This is a genomic window from Serinicoccus chungangensis, assembly GCF_006337125.1.
Lineage (GTDB): Bacteria > Actinomycetota > Actinomycetes > Actinomycetales > Dermatophilaceae > Ornithinicoccus > Ornithinicoccus chungangensis.
The window spans coordinates 1876296-1890146 of the sequence record NZ_CP040887.1; the positions used below are offsets into that span (position 1 = coordinate 1876296).

8 protein-coding genes, 3 rRNA genes and 1 pseudogene are annotated in these 13851 nt (G+C 68.0%); all 12 read right to left on the bottom strand.

Going from position 1 to position 13851, the window contains the following annotated elements:
- Positions 1–549: 549 nt before the first annotated feature.
- Positions 550–681 (bottom strand): annotated as a pseudogene (locus FHD63_RS16965) (hypothetical protein); the annotation flags it as partial.
- Positions 639–1568 (bottom strand): NAD kinase, encoded by a 930-nt coding sequence (locus FHD63_RS08455; RefSeq protein ID WP_139721690.1) that lies wholly within the window; start codon positions 1566–1568, stop codon positions 639–641. The pseudogene FHD63_RS16965 and the gene FHD63_RS08455, both read right to left, overlap by 43 nt.
- A complete protein-coding gene (locus FHD63_RS08460; RefSeq protein WP_139721691.1) occupies positions 1565–2434 on the bottom strand; it encodes a TlyA family RNA methyltransferase in 870 nt (289 codons plus the stop codon). Before FHD63_RS08460 ends, FHD63_RS08455 begins: the two co-directional genes overlap by 4 nt.
- Positions 2431–2721: a hypothetical protein gene (locus tag FHD63_RS08465; protein WP_139721692.1), complete on the bottom strand. Its 291-nt coding sequence runs from the start codon at positions 2719–2721 to the stop codon at positions 2431–2433. The genes FHD63_RS08460 and FHD63_RS08465 overlap by 4 nt, the downstream gene beginning before the upstream one ends.
- Positions 2718–3548, bottom strand: a complete 831-nt coding sequence (locus FHD63_RS08470) for an HAD-IIA family hydrolase (RefSeq protein WP_139721693.1) — start codon at positions 3546–3548, stop codon at positions 2718–2720. Before FHD63_RS08470 ends, FHD63_RS08465 begins: the two co-directional genes overlap by 4 nt.
- Positions 3545–4339 carry a tetratricopeptide repeat protein gene (locus FHD63_RS08475; protein WP_174964916.1) on the bottom strand — a complete coding sequence of 265 codons (795 nt, stop codon included), beginning with the start codon at positions 4337–4339 and terminating at the stop codon, positions 3545–3547. The genes FHD63_RS08470 and FHD63_RS08475 overlap by 4 nt, the downstream gene beginning before the upstream one ends.
- A gap of 333 nt (positions 4340–4672) precedes the next feature.
- Positions 4673–4789, bottom strand: a 5S ribosomal RNA gene (gene rrf / locus FHD63_RS08480).
- Positions 4790–4890: 101 nt separating this feature from the next.
- Positions 4891–8025 (bottom strand): 23S ribosomal RNA (locus FHD63_RS08485).
- Positions 8026–8497: 472 nt separating this feature from the next.
- Positions 8498–10029: ribosomal RNA gene (locus FHD63_RS08490) — 16S ribosomal RNA — on the bottom strand.
- The 16S, 23S and 5S rRNA genes sit together here, the layout of an rRNA operon.
- Positions 10030–10385: 356 nt before the next feature.
- Positions 10386–11648, bottom strand: a complete 1263-nt coding sequence (gene tyrS / locus FHD63_RS08495; RefSeq protein WP_139721694.1) for a tyrosine--tRNA ligase — start codon at positions 11646–11648, stop codon at positions 10386–10388.
- 54 nt (positions 11649–11702) lie between these two features.
- The gene (locus tag FHD63_RS08500) at positions 11703–12434 is read right to left on the bottom strand and encodes a DNA-3-methyladenine glycosylase (protein ID WP_420853095.1); all 732 of its coding nucleotides are present in this window, start codon (positions 12432–12434) and stop codon (positions 11703–11705) included.
- Positions 12427–13848 carry an argininosuccinate lyase gene (gene argH / locus FHD63_RS08505; protein WP_139721695.1) on the bottom strand — a complete coding sequence of 474 codons (1422 nt, stop codon included), beginning with the start codon at positions 13846–13848 and terminating at the stop codon, positions 12427–12429. Before argH ends, FHD63_RS08500 begins: the two co-directional genes overlap by 8 nt.
- Positions 13849–13851 lie beyond the last annotated feature (3 nt).

Consider the following 13851-nt stretch of genomic DNA (forward strand, 5'->3'; position numbering starts at 1 on the left):
GCGCAGGTCGGACTCCTCCCCCGGCGCCGGGTCGACCTGCTCGATCTCCTCCACGGCGGTGCGCAGGGCGGACACCCGCAGCGAGCGCTCGGCACTGGTCCGCGTGAGCTCGGCCCACCGCTCCCGAGCCTGCTGCCACGCCCCCCAGGCCTCGGCATACGCCTCGGCTGCCGCCGCCAGGTCGGGGCCGCCGGCCGCGTCCAGGAGGACCCGGTGCTGCTCGGCGTCCCGCAGCCGCCACTGGTCGGCCTGGCCGTGGACCGCGACGAGGTGCTCGCCGACCTCACCCAGGACCGAGACCGGAGCGCTGCGGCCACCGACGCTGGCGCGCGACCGCCCCTCGGCCGCGACGGTCCGCACCAGGATGAGCCCGTCCGTGGCGTCGCCCCCGGCCTCCTCCACCCGCCGGGCGGCGGGGTGGTCGTGGGGCACGTCGACCTCCCCCTCGACCACGGCCCGGGACGCCCCGGCCCGCACCAGGCCGGCGTCGGCGCGCTCCCCCAGGAGGAGCCCGAGCCCGCTGACCACCATCGTCTTGCCGGCCCCGGTCTCGCCGGTGATGACGTTGAGACCGGGAGCCAGGTCGAGCTCCGCCTCCTCGATGACCCCGAGCTGCTGGAGCCGGATGCGACGCAGCGTCACGCCGTGACCCCGGGCTGACCGCCGGCCGGGCCGCGCCACCCGGAGACCGGGAGGGCGAACTTGGCGACGAGCCGGTCGGTGAAGGGGCTGGTCCCGAGCCGCGCCAGCAGCACGGGCGTCGTCGACCGGCGCACCTCGATGCGCGCCCCCGGGGGCAGCTCGACGGTCCGACGCCCGTCGCACCACATCACCCCGGTGACGTGGCTGTGCGGGACCACCTCGACCGCCAGGTGGGCGTCCGGCCCGAGGACCAGGGGACGCGCGAAGAGGGCGTGCGCCGAGATGGGGACGACCAGCAGCGCCTCCACGTCGGGCCAGACGATGGGCCCGCCACCGGAGAAGGCGTAGGCGGTGGACCCCGTGGGCGTGGACATGACCACGCCGTCGCAGCCCCAGGTCGACAGCGGTCGGCCGTCGACCTCGACCGCCAGCTCGAGCATGCGCTCCCGGGCGGACTTCTCGACGCTCGCCTCGTTGAGAGCCCAGTTGTGGCAGACCACCCGGCCGTCGTGCAGGACGTCGACCTCGAGGGTCATCCTGCTCTCGACGTGGTAGTCCCGGTCGACGATGCGGGCCACGATGACCTCGATGTCGTCCTTCTCCGCCTCGGCCAGGAACCCGACCCGACCGAGGTTGACCCCCAGCAGCGGGGTTCCGGCGGGTCGGGCGATCTCCGCCCCCCGCAGGATGGTGCCGTCGCCGCCGAAGACGACGACCAGCTCGAAGCCCGAGGCGTCCACGTTCCCGGGCACCGGGCTCTTGAGGGCGACGACCTCGCTGTCGGAGACGACCTGGTGGGTGGGGTCCGCCTCCGGGACGACCTCGACCTCGATGCCGTGCTGCCCCAGGCGCTCGGCGAACTCGCTCGCGAGGTGCGGCACGTCCGAGCGCGTCGGGTGGGTCACGAGCATGATGCGCCGGCTCATCCGTCCTCCTCTGCTCGCGCCCTGATCAGGGCGTCCATGTCGCTGCGTCCCGGTACACAGCCCATCATGCCTGCCCCGACCGGGCAGGGACCCGGGTGGGCGCACCGACGCAGCCACCAGAGGTACTCCACGTTGCCGCTCGCCCCGCGCAGCGGCGAGCGGAGCAGGTCCTGCGGGGACAGTCCGTGCCCGCGCGCCTCGGTGTCGAGCGCGCGCAGGACGCGCTCGCGCTGCCCCGCGGAGCGGACGACCCCGCTGCGCCCGAGCGCGTCCGCGCCCACCTCGAACTGCGGCTTGACGAGCAGCACGAGGTCGGCGCCGGGTGAGGCGAGCTCGGCGAGGCGCGGCAGCACGACCGACAGCGAGATGAAGGACAGGTCGGCGACGACCACCTCGAAGGGGCCTCCCAGGACCGCGGGCGTCGCGTCCCGGACCGAGAGTCCCGGCCGGTCCTGCACCCTCGGGTCCTCGCGCAGCTGGGGTGAGAGCTGCCCGTGCCCGACGTCCAGCGCGACCACACCGGCCGCCCCGTGCTCGAGCAGCACCTGCGTGAAGCCCCCGGTGGACGCACCCACGTCGAGGGCACGGCGGCCCCGCACCCGCTCAGCCACCGCGGGCCACGCCTCCAGCGCGTGCGCCAGCTTGACCGCGCCGCGCCCGACCCACCCGCGACGCACCCAGGCGGACTCGGTGCCGGCTCCCGACCCCTGCACCGTCACCTCGTCGTCGTCGGCGACCGGGTGCGCGGGCCGCCGGACGGTCTCGTGGCGCACCTGGACGAGGCCGTCGCGGACCAGCAGCTGCGCCTGCGTCCGGCTCGGGGCCAGACCCCGGGCCACGAGGGCCTGGTCCAGCCGGAGGGTCACCGGGGTCGTGGCCGGGCCCCCGGGGACCCGGGGCGGTCGGCGTCGGGGCTCGTCAGCCGGGCCTGCAGGGAGCGGTGCGCCGTGGCGAGGGCGTCGGCCACGGAGGCAGGGTCCTCGTGCTCGAGAGCCCGCCGGAGGGTCCGCAGCGTGGCGTCGACCTCGTCGTCGCCCGTGGTGGGCGGAGCCGTGGTCGCCCCGTCCGAGCCTCCGTCGGTCGGCCCGTCGGCGCCCACGGGACCGTGGTCGCCCACGGGACCGTGGTCGCCCTCGTCGGGTCCGGCGCTCATGCGTCGCCCCAGAGCTCGGCCAGGTCCAGGAGGGTGCCGGCGACGTGGTCGGGTCGCTGCGTGTCCGGCGCCGCCTCCGCCTCGGCACGGTCGGACACCCCGGTCAGCACCAGGGCGCTCGGCAGCCCGGCGGCCCGGGCGCCCGCGATGTCGGTCTCCAGCCGGTCCCCCACCATGAGGGTCTGTCCGCGCGGGTGGCCGAGACGGCGCAGGCCCACGTCGTAGGCGGGGCGGTGCGGCTTGCCGACGACCCTGGGTCGCTGGCCGGTGGCGTGCGCGACGGCTGCCACGAGCGAGCCGTTGCCCGGCGCCAGGCCCCTCGCGGTGGGCAGCGTCGCGTCGTCGTTGGTGGCGATCCACGGGAGGCCGGCGCGGACGGCGTAGGTCGCCTCGGTGAGGTCGGTGACCCCGAGGTCGGGCCCGTAGCCCTGGACGACCGCCCCCAGCTCGGGCGTCCCGCCCCGCTCCGCAGCCGCGGCCACCTCGTCGGGGGCGACGACCGCGAAGCCGGCGTCGCGCAGGGCCTGCGCCACCCCCTCCCCGCCCACGGCCAGCACCGGGAGGGAGCCCCGCAGCTCCGGGTGCTCCTCGGCCAGCACCTCCGCCGCCACCTGCGAGGCGGTGAGGACCTCGCCCTCGTCCGCACGGACCCCCAGGTCGACCAGGTGCCGCGCCACCGTCGCGGGCGTCCGCGAGGCGTTGTTGGTCATGAAGAGCACGTCGATGCCCGCGTCCCTGACCCGCTGGAGACCCTCGACGGCGCCCGGGCACGCCTGCTCGCCCCGGTAGACCACGCCGTCCAGGTCGCACAGCAGGCCGGAGATCACGCCCGTCCCTCCGCCGGCCCCCGGTCGGTTCGGGTCGGGCGGGCGCGCTCGTCGCCGCCGGACTCCCCGGGCACCGGCTCGTCGTCACCGAGGTCGACCACCCAGGCCTCGTCGCTCGTGCCGAGCCGCTCCGCGGCGTCGGTCTCGCCGTGCACGTCCACCTCGGCCGCCGAGGCGTACCACTGCTGCGCCTCCTCCTCGCGGCCGGCTCCCTCCAGCGCCGAGGCGTAGGCGTAGCGCACACGGGCGGCCCAGGGCTGCCGCACGGTGCTGGCGCGGGCCAGCCGCTCGATGTGCTGGACGGCGGCGGCGTGCTGCCCGAGGTCCGCCCGCGCCCCGGTGACCACGATGGCGAGCTCGACCTGCTCGGGCGCCGCCAGCCGCGCCGCCTCGGGCGAGGCCGCGAGCTCGACGGCACGCTCGGGGCGGCCGAGGCCCCGCTCGACGTCGGCCATGAGCGGGAGGAGGTGCTGGGACCCGCTCAGCCGGCGTGCGGTCCGGAACTCGGCGAGGGCCTTGGCCCACTCCCCGCGTCGGTAGTACACGACGCCGAGGGTCTCCCGCACGCCGGCCACCCGACCGGCGCGTCGCGCGGCCGCCTCGGCGTGGGCCAGCGCCAGGTCGTAGTCCTCGGCGTCCAGCATCCTGCCGACCATCACCAGGTGCCCGCCGACCCCCTCGGCGTTCTCCTTGCTCAACGTCCGCAGCTCGCTCCGCAGCGAGCGGTCCAGACCACCGGCGTCGGCGTCCTCGGGCAGCGCCGGCTCGGGGATCCGGGGAGGTCTGCGCACGTCGGGGCGCTCCGCGGACCCCGCGCGCTGAGGACGGCCGGGCCCGCCACGCTCGGGCGGACCCCCACGACCCTGCGGCTCCCGGGAGCCACCGTCGCGGCCGCGGCGCTCTCCCCGGCGTCCGCGGTCGCCGTCACGTCGGTCGCCGTCACGTCGGTCGCCGTCACGTCGGTCGCGCCCCCCGGGGCGCGCACCTGAGGCGGGGCGTTCCTGGTTCACGGGTGTCCTCTCGTCGGCAGCCTGGAATGCTCATTCTGGCAGGCCCGGCGTGCAGACCTGCTGTGGGCATGCGAAAGGGCCCGCCCTGGTGGGCGGGCCCTTTCGTGAAGGGTGGTCCGGCGGTGTCCTACTCTCCCACACCGTCTCCAGTGCAGTACCATCGGCGCTGTCAGGCTTAGCTTCCGGGTTCGGAATGTGACCGGGCGTTTCCCTGACGCTATGACCGCCGTAACATGGTTGACCATGTCACAACAAACCCGCTGGGGGGTTGTGGGTCAGGAACCGTGCAGTGGACGCGAGCATTGAGTCTGTAGGACTTTGAGAGCTTGGGTTTTGTTAAGTTGTCGGCTTATTAGTACCGGTCAGCTACGCACATTGCTGTGCTTCCACGTCCGGCCTATCAACCCAGTAGTCTAGCTGGGAGCCTCTCCACCCGAAGGTGATGGAAACCTCATCTCGAAGTGTGCTTCCCGCTTAGATGCTTTCAGCGGTTATCACGTCCGAACGTAGCTAATCAGCGGTGCCCTTGGCAGGACAACTGACACACCAGTGGTTCGTCCATCCCGGTCCTCTCGTACTAGGGACAGCTCTCCTCAAGTTTCCTACGCGCGCAGCGGATAGGGACCGAACTGTCTCACGACGTTCTAAACCCAGCTCGCGTACCGCTTTAATGGGCGAACAGCCCAACCCTTGGGACCGACTCCAGCCCCAGGATGCGACGAGCCGACATCGAGGTGCCAAACCATGCCGTCGATATGAGCTCTTGGGCAGGATCAGCCTGTTATCCCCGGGGTACCTTTTATCCGTTGAGCGACGGCGCTTCCACAAGCCACCGTCGGGTCACTAGTCCCGACTTTCGTCTCTGCTCGACATGTCTGTCTCACAGTCAAGCTCCCTTGTGCACTTACACTCGACACCTGATTACCAACCAGGCTGAGGGAACCTTTGGGCGCCTCCGTTACATTTTAGGAGGCAACCGCCCCAGTTAAACTACCCACCAGGCACTGTCCCTGGTCCGGATCACGGACCGAGGTTAGATATCCAGAACGACCAGAGTGGTATTTCAACGTTGACTCCCAACCACTGGCGTGGCTGTTTCACAGTCTCCCACCTATCCTACACAAGCCGTACCGAACACCAATACCAAGCTATAGTAAAGGTCCCGGGGTCTTTCCGTCCTGCTGCGCGTAACGAGCATCTTTACTCGTAGTGCAATTTCGCCGAGTTCGCGGTTGAGACAGTGGAGAAGTCGTTACGCCATTCGTGCAGGTCGGAACTTACCCGACAAGGAATTTCGCTACCTTAGGATGGTTATAGTTACCACCGCCGTTTACTGGCGCTTAAGTTCAGAGCTTCACCCACGAATGGGTTGACCCGTCCCCTTAACGTTCCAGCACCGGGCAGGCGTCAGTCCGTATACATCGTCTTGCGACTTCGCACGGACCTGTGTTTTTAGTAAACAGTCGCTTCTCCCTGGTCTCTGCGGCCTTCAGCGCTAACCCGCAAGGGGTTTCACGCGTCCGGCCCCCCTTCTCCCGAAGTTACGGGGGCATTTTGCCGAATTCCTTAACCACGATTCACTCGATCGCCTCGGTATTCTCTACCTCACCACCTGAGTCGGTTTGGGGTACGGGCGGCTCGAACCTCGCTAGGAACTTTTCTTGGCAGCATAGGATCACCCTGCTTCCCGCATACGCGGTCACGATCAAGCCTCGGGCACTGATGGGGCGGATTTACCACTCCCCGGCCCTGCGCTCTTCGACGTGGACAACCATCGCCACGCGGAGGCTACCTTCCTGCGTCCTTCCATCGCTTACCTACTACCAGCTCGGGTCACGCGTTCCACCACCCGGCCCCGCACCCGAAGGTGCGAAACATATGGGCGGCTTCAGGCGCTTAGCATCCCCGGATTCGGTATGGGTCGGTTCTTCGCCGGTTCCGGAATATCAACCGGATGTCCATCGACTACGCCTGTCGGCCTCGCCTTAGGTCCCGACTTACCCAGGGCAGATTAGCTTGACCCTGGAACCCTTGGTGATTCGGCGGAAGAGTTTCTCACTCTTCTTTCGCTACTCATGCCTGCATTCTCACTCGTGCCGGATCCACACCTCGATCACTCGGATGCTTCACTCCCGGCACGACGCTCCCCTACCCATCAACACGCCTGAACACCACCCACGAAAGGTGATGCTGAGCTACAGTGCTGATGCCACAGCTTCGGTGGTGTGCTTGAGCCCCGCTACATTGTCGGCGCGGAATCACTTGACCAGTGAGCTATTACGCACTCTTTCAAGGGTGGCTGCTTCTAAGCCAACCTCCTGGTTGTCTTCGCAACTCCACATCCTTTCCCACTTAGCACACGCTTAGGGACCTTAGCTGGTGATCTGGGCTGTTTCCCTCTCGACTACGAAGCTTATCCCCCGCAGTCTCACTGCCATGCTCTCACTTACCGGCATTCGGAGTTTGGCTGACGTCAGTAACCCGGTAAGGCCCATCAGCCATCCAGTAGCTCTACCTCCGGCAAGAAACACATGACGCTGCACCTAAATGCATTTCGGGGAGAACCAGCTATCACGGAGTTTGATTGGCCTTTCACCCCTACCCACAGCTCATCCCCTCAGTTTTCAACCTAAGTGGGTTCGGGCCTCCACGCGGTCTTACCCGCGCTTCACCCTGGCCATGGGTAGATCACTCCGCTTCGGGTCTAGACCCAGCGACTCAATCGCCCTGTTCGGACTCGCTTTCGCTACGGCTTCCCCACACGGGTTAACCTCGCCACTGAGCACTAACTCGCAGGCTCATTCTTCAAAAGGCACGCCGTCACCACACACGAGGTGCAGCTCCGACGGATTGTAAGCGCACGGTTTCAGGAACTATTTCACTCCCCTCCCGGGGTACTTTTCACCTTTCCCTCACGGTACTTGTCCGCTATCGGTCACGAGGTAATATTTAGGCTTAGCAGGTGGTCCTGCCAGATTCGTACGGGATTTCTCGGGCCCCGTACTACTCGGGAGGCGGCACACACAGTCACGGGTGTTTCGGCTACCGGGGTCTCACCGTCTACGCCAGGCCTTTCCAGACCCTTCACCTACACCACGCGATTTCTTACTGTGCACCAGGCTGGTAGACCCGGTACGCGCCACTCCCACAACCCCGCAGCTGCAACCCCTACCAGGTATCACACAACTACGGTTTAGCCTCATCCGCTTTCGCTCGCCACTACTCACGGAATCACATGTTGTTTCTCTTCCTGTGGGTACTGAGATGTTTCACTTCCCCACGTTCCCTCCACACACCCTATATATTCAGGTGCGGGTGACCAGCGATGAAGCTGGCCGGGTTTCCCCATTCGGACACCCTCGGATCACAGTCTGGTTATCGACTCCCCGAGGCTTATCGCAGATTCCTACGTCCTTCTTCGGTTCCTCGTGCCAAGGCATCCACCGTGCGCTCTTAAAAACTTAACAAAAAGCAACAAAGATACAGATGCTCGCGTCCACTGTACAGTTCTCAACCAACAACCAGCCACCACCAACCGCAGCATCACCACACACCCCCACCCATAGAAAGGTTGGAAGCGGGTATGACACCCGGCACGTGGCCCCAGCCAGAGCAACCCGACCACACCAACCCCCCACCACACCCCACCCAAGGAGTGCGACAGAGAACCAGCCGGCCCGATCCCTCAGGACCCAACAGCGTGTTTGCACCCCCACCAGGCGGCACCACCCGACTTTCCACGACCACCCCAGGACCAGGACCCCGAAAGGACCCACCCAGGACAGCCCGTACTCACCACAGGCGACACCACCCCACCAGGGGCGACAGCTCTTCGATGTTCCACCCTGAAGCAACCTCGGACACCACACTCGGGTGCACCACGAGGCCGCACACACCCCCCACCCCGAACCGGGACAGGGAGTGCACGATGCTCCTTAGAAAGGAGGTGATCCAGCCGCACCTTCCGGTACGGCTACCTTGTTACGACTTAGTCCCAATCACCAGTCCCACCTTCGACAGCTCCCTCCACAAGGGTTGGGCCACCGGCTTCGGGTGTTACCGACTTTCGTGACTTGACGGGCGGTGTGTACAAGGCCCGGGAACGTATTCACCGCAGCGTTGCTGATCTGCGATTACTAGCGACTCCGACTTCATGGGGTCGTTGCAGACCCCAATCCGAACTGAGACCGGCTTTCTGGGATTCGCTCCCCCTCACGGGATCGCAGCCCTTTGTACCGGCCATTGTAGCATGCGTGAAGCCCAAGACGTAAGGGGCATGATGATTTGACGTCATCCCCACCTTCCTCCGAGTTGACCCCGGCAGTCTCCCATGAGTCCCCAACCACCCAAAAGGTGTTGCTGGCAACATGGAACGAGGGTTGCGCTCGTTGCGGGACTTAACCCAACATCTCACGACACGAGCTGACGACAACCATGCACCACCTGTACACCAGCCACAAAGGGAAACCACATCTCTGCAGTCGTCCGGTGTATGTCAAGCCTTGGTAAGGTTCTTCGCGTTGCATCGAATTAATCCGCATGCTCCGCCGCTTGTGCGGGCCCCCGTCAATTCCTTTGAGTTTTAGCCTTGCGGCCGTACTCCCCAGGCGGGGCGCTTAATGCGTTAGCTGCGGCACGGACCCCGTGGAATGGGACCCACACCTAGCGCCCAACGTTTACGGCGTGGACTACCAGGGTATCTAATCCTGTTCGCTCCCCACGCTTTCGCTTCTCAGCGTCAGTAGTGGCCCAGAGACCTGCCTTCGCCATCGGTGTTCCTCCTGATATCTGCGCATTCCACCGCTACACCAGGAATTCCAGTCTCCCCTACCACACTCTAGCCTGCCCGTACCCACTGCAGACCCGGAGTTAAGCCCCGGGCTTTCACAGCAGACGCGACAAGCCGCCTACAAGCTCTTTACGCCCAATAATTCCGGACAACGCTCGCACCCTACGTATTACCGCGGCTGCTGGCACGTAGTTAGCCGGTGCTTCTTCTGCCCCTACCGTCACCCGAAGGCTTCGTCAAGGCTGAAAGAGGTTTACAACCCGAAGGCCGTCATCCCTCACGCGGCGTCGCTGCATCAGGCTTGCGCCCATTGTGCAATATTCCCCACTGCTGCCTCCCGTAGGAGTCTGGGCCGTGTCTCAGTCCCAGTGTGGCCGGTCACCCTCTCAGGCCGGCTACCCGTCGTCGCCTTGGTAGGCCATTACCCCACCAACAAGCTGATAGGCCGCGAGTCCATCTACCACCGAACTAAATCTTTCCACACCACCCCATGCGAGACAGTGTCATATCCAGTATTAGACGCCGTTTCCAGCGCTTATCCCAGAGTGGAAGGCAGGTTACTCACGTGTTACTCACCCGTTCGCCACTAATCCACGGTGCAAGCACCGCTTCATCGTTCGACTTGCATGTGTTAAGCACGCCGCCAGCGTTCGTCCTGAGCCAGGATCAAACTCTCCGATAAAAAACAAAACCATTACCGAACAGATAACGATCCCAACAAAAACCACAACCAGCACCCGGGGGCGGGCACCAGCCATGGCAAACAAAACATGGCATCAAAAAACAAACACGCTGTTGAGTTCTCAAGAATCGGACACACACCATGATCCGTGCGCTTTCGCGCCGTGATGTCCGGGGCTTTCTTCTAGGTTACGCACCCGCGCTTCCGGGAGTCAAATCCCGTCCGAGCCCTGCTCAGACGCTGGTGGTGCGTGGTGCCGAACCCGGGACCGGCCACCTCTCGGTGTCCGTGCCTCCCTGTCGGTGCGGCGAGGTGAAACTCTAGGCGACACCCGCCGCAGACGACAAATCGGCTGGTCAGGAGGCTTTTCGGACCGCGGCGAGGCTCTTGCGGCCACGCTTGAGCAGCGCCACCTGGCCGTGCAGGAAGTCCTCGTCGGTCAGCAGCCGGTCGACGTCGTCCACCCGCGCGTTGTTGAGGCTGACGCCCCCGTCGCCGACGAGCCGTCGGGCCGCTCCCCTGCTCTCGGCCAGGCCGGTGCGGACCAGGGCGTCGAGCACGCTGTCGCCCACGTCCGCCGAGCCTCCGGGGAGCTCGGCCGTGGCGTCCTGCAGGGTGCCGGCCTCGAGCGTGGCGGGATCGGCCCGCCCGAAGAGCACCTGGCTCGCCGCCTCGACCTGCGCGGTGGCTGCCGCCCCGTGGACGAGGGTCGTGACGTCGGCCGCCAGGGCCCGCTGCGCCTCACGCAGGTGCGGGCGCTCCCGGGCCGACTCCTCCAGCGCGCTGATCTGCTCGGCGTCGCGGTCGGTGAAGACGCGCAGCAGCTTGCCGGTCTCCGCGTCGGCCACGTTGATCCAGTACTGGTAGAAGGCGTAGGGCGAGGTCATGTCGGCCGAGAGCCACACGGCGTTGCCCTCGGACTTCCCGTACTTCATGCCGTTCTCGTCCGTGATGAGTGGTGTCGTGAGCACCTGGACCGAGGCGCCCTCCACCCGGTGGATGAGGTCCACCCCCGCGGTGAGGTTGCCCCACTGGTCCTGCCCCCCGGTCTGCAGGGTGCAGCCGTACTCCCGGAAGAGGTGCAGGTAGTCCAGCCCCTGCAGCAGCTGGTAGCTGAACTCGGTGTAGGAGATCCCCTCCTGGCTCTCGAGCCGGGCCGCGATGGCCTCCTTGCGGATCATCTGGTTGACCCGGAAGTGCTGGCCGACGTCGCGCAGGAAGTCCAGCGCGCTCAGCGGCGCGGTCCAGTCCAGGTTGTTGACCATCACCACCGGGTTGTCCCCCTCGACCTCGAGGAAGGGGCGCACCAGCTGCTGGATCCGGGCGACGTTGGCGGCCGCCTCGTCCTTGGTCTTGAGCACCCGCTCGGCGGTCGCCTTGGGGTCGCCGATGAGACCCGTGGACCCGCCGACCAGGCAGATGACCCGGTGTCCCGCCCGTTGCAGGTGGCGGAGCACGATGAGCTGGACGAGATTGCCGAAGTGCAGCGACGGCGCGGTCGGGTCGAAGCCGCAGTAGACGGTGATCGGTCCGTCGTCGAAGGCCTGGCGCAGGGCGGCCTCGTCGGTGGTCTGTGCCACCAGGCCCCGCCACCGGAGCTCGTCGAGGATGTGGGTCACCGTGGGGTCCTTCCGGTCGTGGGGTACGAGATCCGCCTCGTGATGAGGTCCAGCCTACTGTCGGCCCGCCGGTCGCCCGGACGTGCTGCGCGGGTCGGCCCGGCGCGGCGCCGCCGCCCGGTATGTCGACACCGTCGCCTCCCCGGCCAGCCAGAACCGCCACGGGAAGAGATCTGCCGACCCTCCCTCGCCGCTCACCCCGACGCGGGGTCCCGTGCGGACCTGCTCACCGGGACCTGTGCCCGGCGCGGGCTCGACCAGCCCGGCCGGTGCCTGCAGCCGGACCCGGGATCCGGGGCCGCAGAGGTCCAGCCCGTCGTGCTGCCGGTCGAGCCCGAGCGCACGGCCCAGGTTGCCCGGCCCGCGGGCGAGGTCGCGGTCGGGCACCGGGCTGGACCGTCCCTTCTGCCGTCTGCGCCGGGCCGACGGTGCGCCGGCGACCACCTCGCCCGCACGCAGGAGCACGGCCGAGGCCGTGCCGGAGGGCCCGGTCACGATGTTGGCGCAGCAGTGCAGGCCGTGGCTGAGGTAGACGTAGAGGTGGCCCGCCGGCCCGAACATCACCCCGGTGCGTGCCGTGCGGCCCCGGTAGGCGTGCGACCCGGGGTCGGCCGGGCCGGCATACGCCTCGACCTCGGTGAGCCGGACGGAGACCCCGTCATGGGTGAGGACGCACCCGAGCAGCCGAGGAGCCACCTCCAGCACCGGACCGGACAGCTCGGTCCGCGAGACCGTCCTCCCGCTGCCGCCCCGCACCTCGGACGGCGCGACCGGACGGTCAGTCACGGATGGCGGGCATCTCCCGCACCCAGTGCCGCAGCCGGGCGAGCTGCTTGAGCAGGTGGGCCCGCTGCTCGGTCACCCGGACCGGCGCGGTGCCGCCGTGCGCGTTGCGCGAGGCCAGGGAGCCGGGCACGGTGAGCACCGACCGGACCCCCGGGTGCAGGTGCGGGCTGATGGAGGCCAGGGCGGCGTCGTCCAGGTCCTCCAGCCCGATCCCCCGCTCCTCGCAGTGCCGCACGCACGCACCGGCCACCTCGTGGGCGACCCGGAACGGCACCCCCTCCCGCACCAGCCACTCGGCGACATCGGTGGCCAGCGAGAAGCCCCGGGGCGCGAGCTCCTCGAGGCGCTCGGGGTGGAAGGTCAGGGTGGCCACCATCCCCGAGACCGCCGGCAGCAGCACCTCCAGGGTGTCGACCGCGTCGAAGACCGGCTCCTTGTCCTCCTGGAGGTCGCGGTTGTAGGCGAGCGGCAGGCCCTTGAGCGTGGCCAGCAGCCCGGCGAGGTCACCGATGAGGCGGCCCGCCTTGCCGCGGGCCAGCTCGGCGACGTCGGGGTTCTTCTTCTGGGGCATGATGCTCGAGCCGGTCGAGAAGGCGTCGTCGAGCGTGACGAAGCCGAACTCCGCCGTCGCCCAGAGGATGACCTCCTCGGCGATGCGCGACAGGTCGACCGCCGTCATCGCCATGACGAAGGAGAACTCCGCCGCGAAGTCGCGCGAGGCGGTCCCGTCGATGGAGTTGTCGACGGCCCGCGGCATACCGAGGTCGTGGGCGACCGACTGCGGGTCGAGCCCCAGCGAGGACCCGGCGAGGGCGCCGGAGCCGTAGGGCGAGACCGCCGCGCGCTGGTCCCAGTCCACGAGCCGCTCGACGTCGCGCACCAGGGCCCAGGCGTGGGCCTGCAGGTGGTGCGCGAGGAGCACCGGCTGGGCGTGCTGCAGGTGGGTCCGCCCCGGCATGGCCACCTCGGGGTGGGTCGCGGCCTGGTCGACCAGCGCCTGCACCACCTCGAGCACCCGGGCGCCGAGCAGTCGGGCCTGGTCCCGGAGGTACATCCGGAACTGCGCCGCCACCTGGTCGTTGCGCGACCGGCCGGCCCGCAGCCGTCCGCCGACCTCCGGTCCCGCCCGCTCGATGAGCCCCCGCTCCAGCGCCGTGTGCACGTCCTCGTCGGTGTCGAGGGCGACGAACGCACCCGACCCGAGGTCGGCGAGCAACTGCCCCAGGGCCGCCAGCATCGCCGCGAGGTCGTCGTCGGACAGCAGCCCGGCACGGTGCAGGACGCGGGCGTGCGCCCGCGAGCCGGCCAGGTCGTAGGGGGCCAGCCTCCAGTCGAAGTGCGTGCTCTTGCTCAGGGCGGCCAAGGCGTCGCTGGGGCCGCCGGAGAAGCGGCCTCCCCACAGGCTCACGGTCATGGG

What these genes read in the sequence shown, in the direction of transcription:
- FHD63_RS08455 (WP_139721690.1), bottom strand. Translation starts at nt 1,568, where the DNA reads ATGAGCCGGCGCATCATGCTCGTGACCCACCCGACGCGCTCGGACGTG.
- FHD63_RS08465 (WP_139721692.1), bottom strand. Translation starts at nt 2,721, where the DNA reads ATGAGCGCCGGACCCGACGAGGGCGACCACGGTCCCGTGGGCGACCAC.
- argH (WP_139721695.1), bottom strand. Translation starts at nt 13,848, where the DNA reads ATGACCGTGAGCCTGTGGGGAGGCCGCTTCTCCGGCGGCCCCAGCGAC.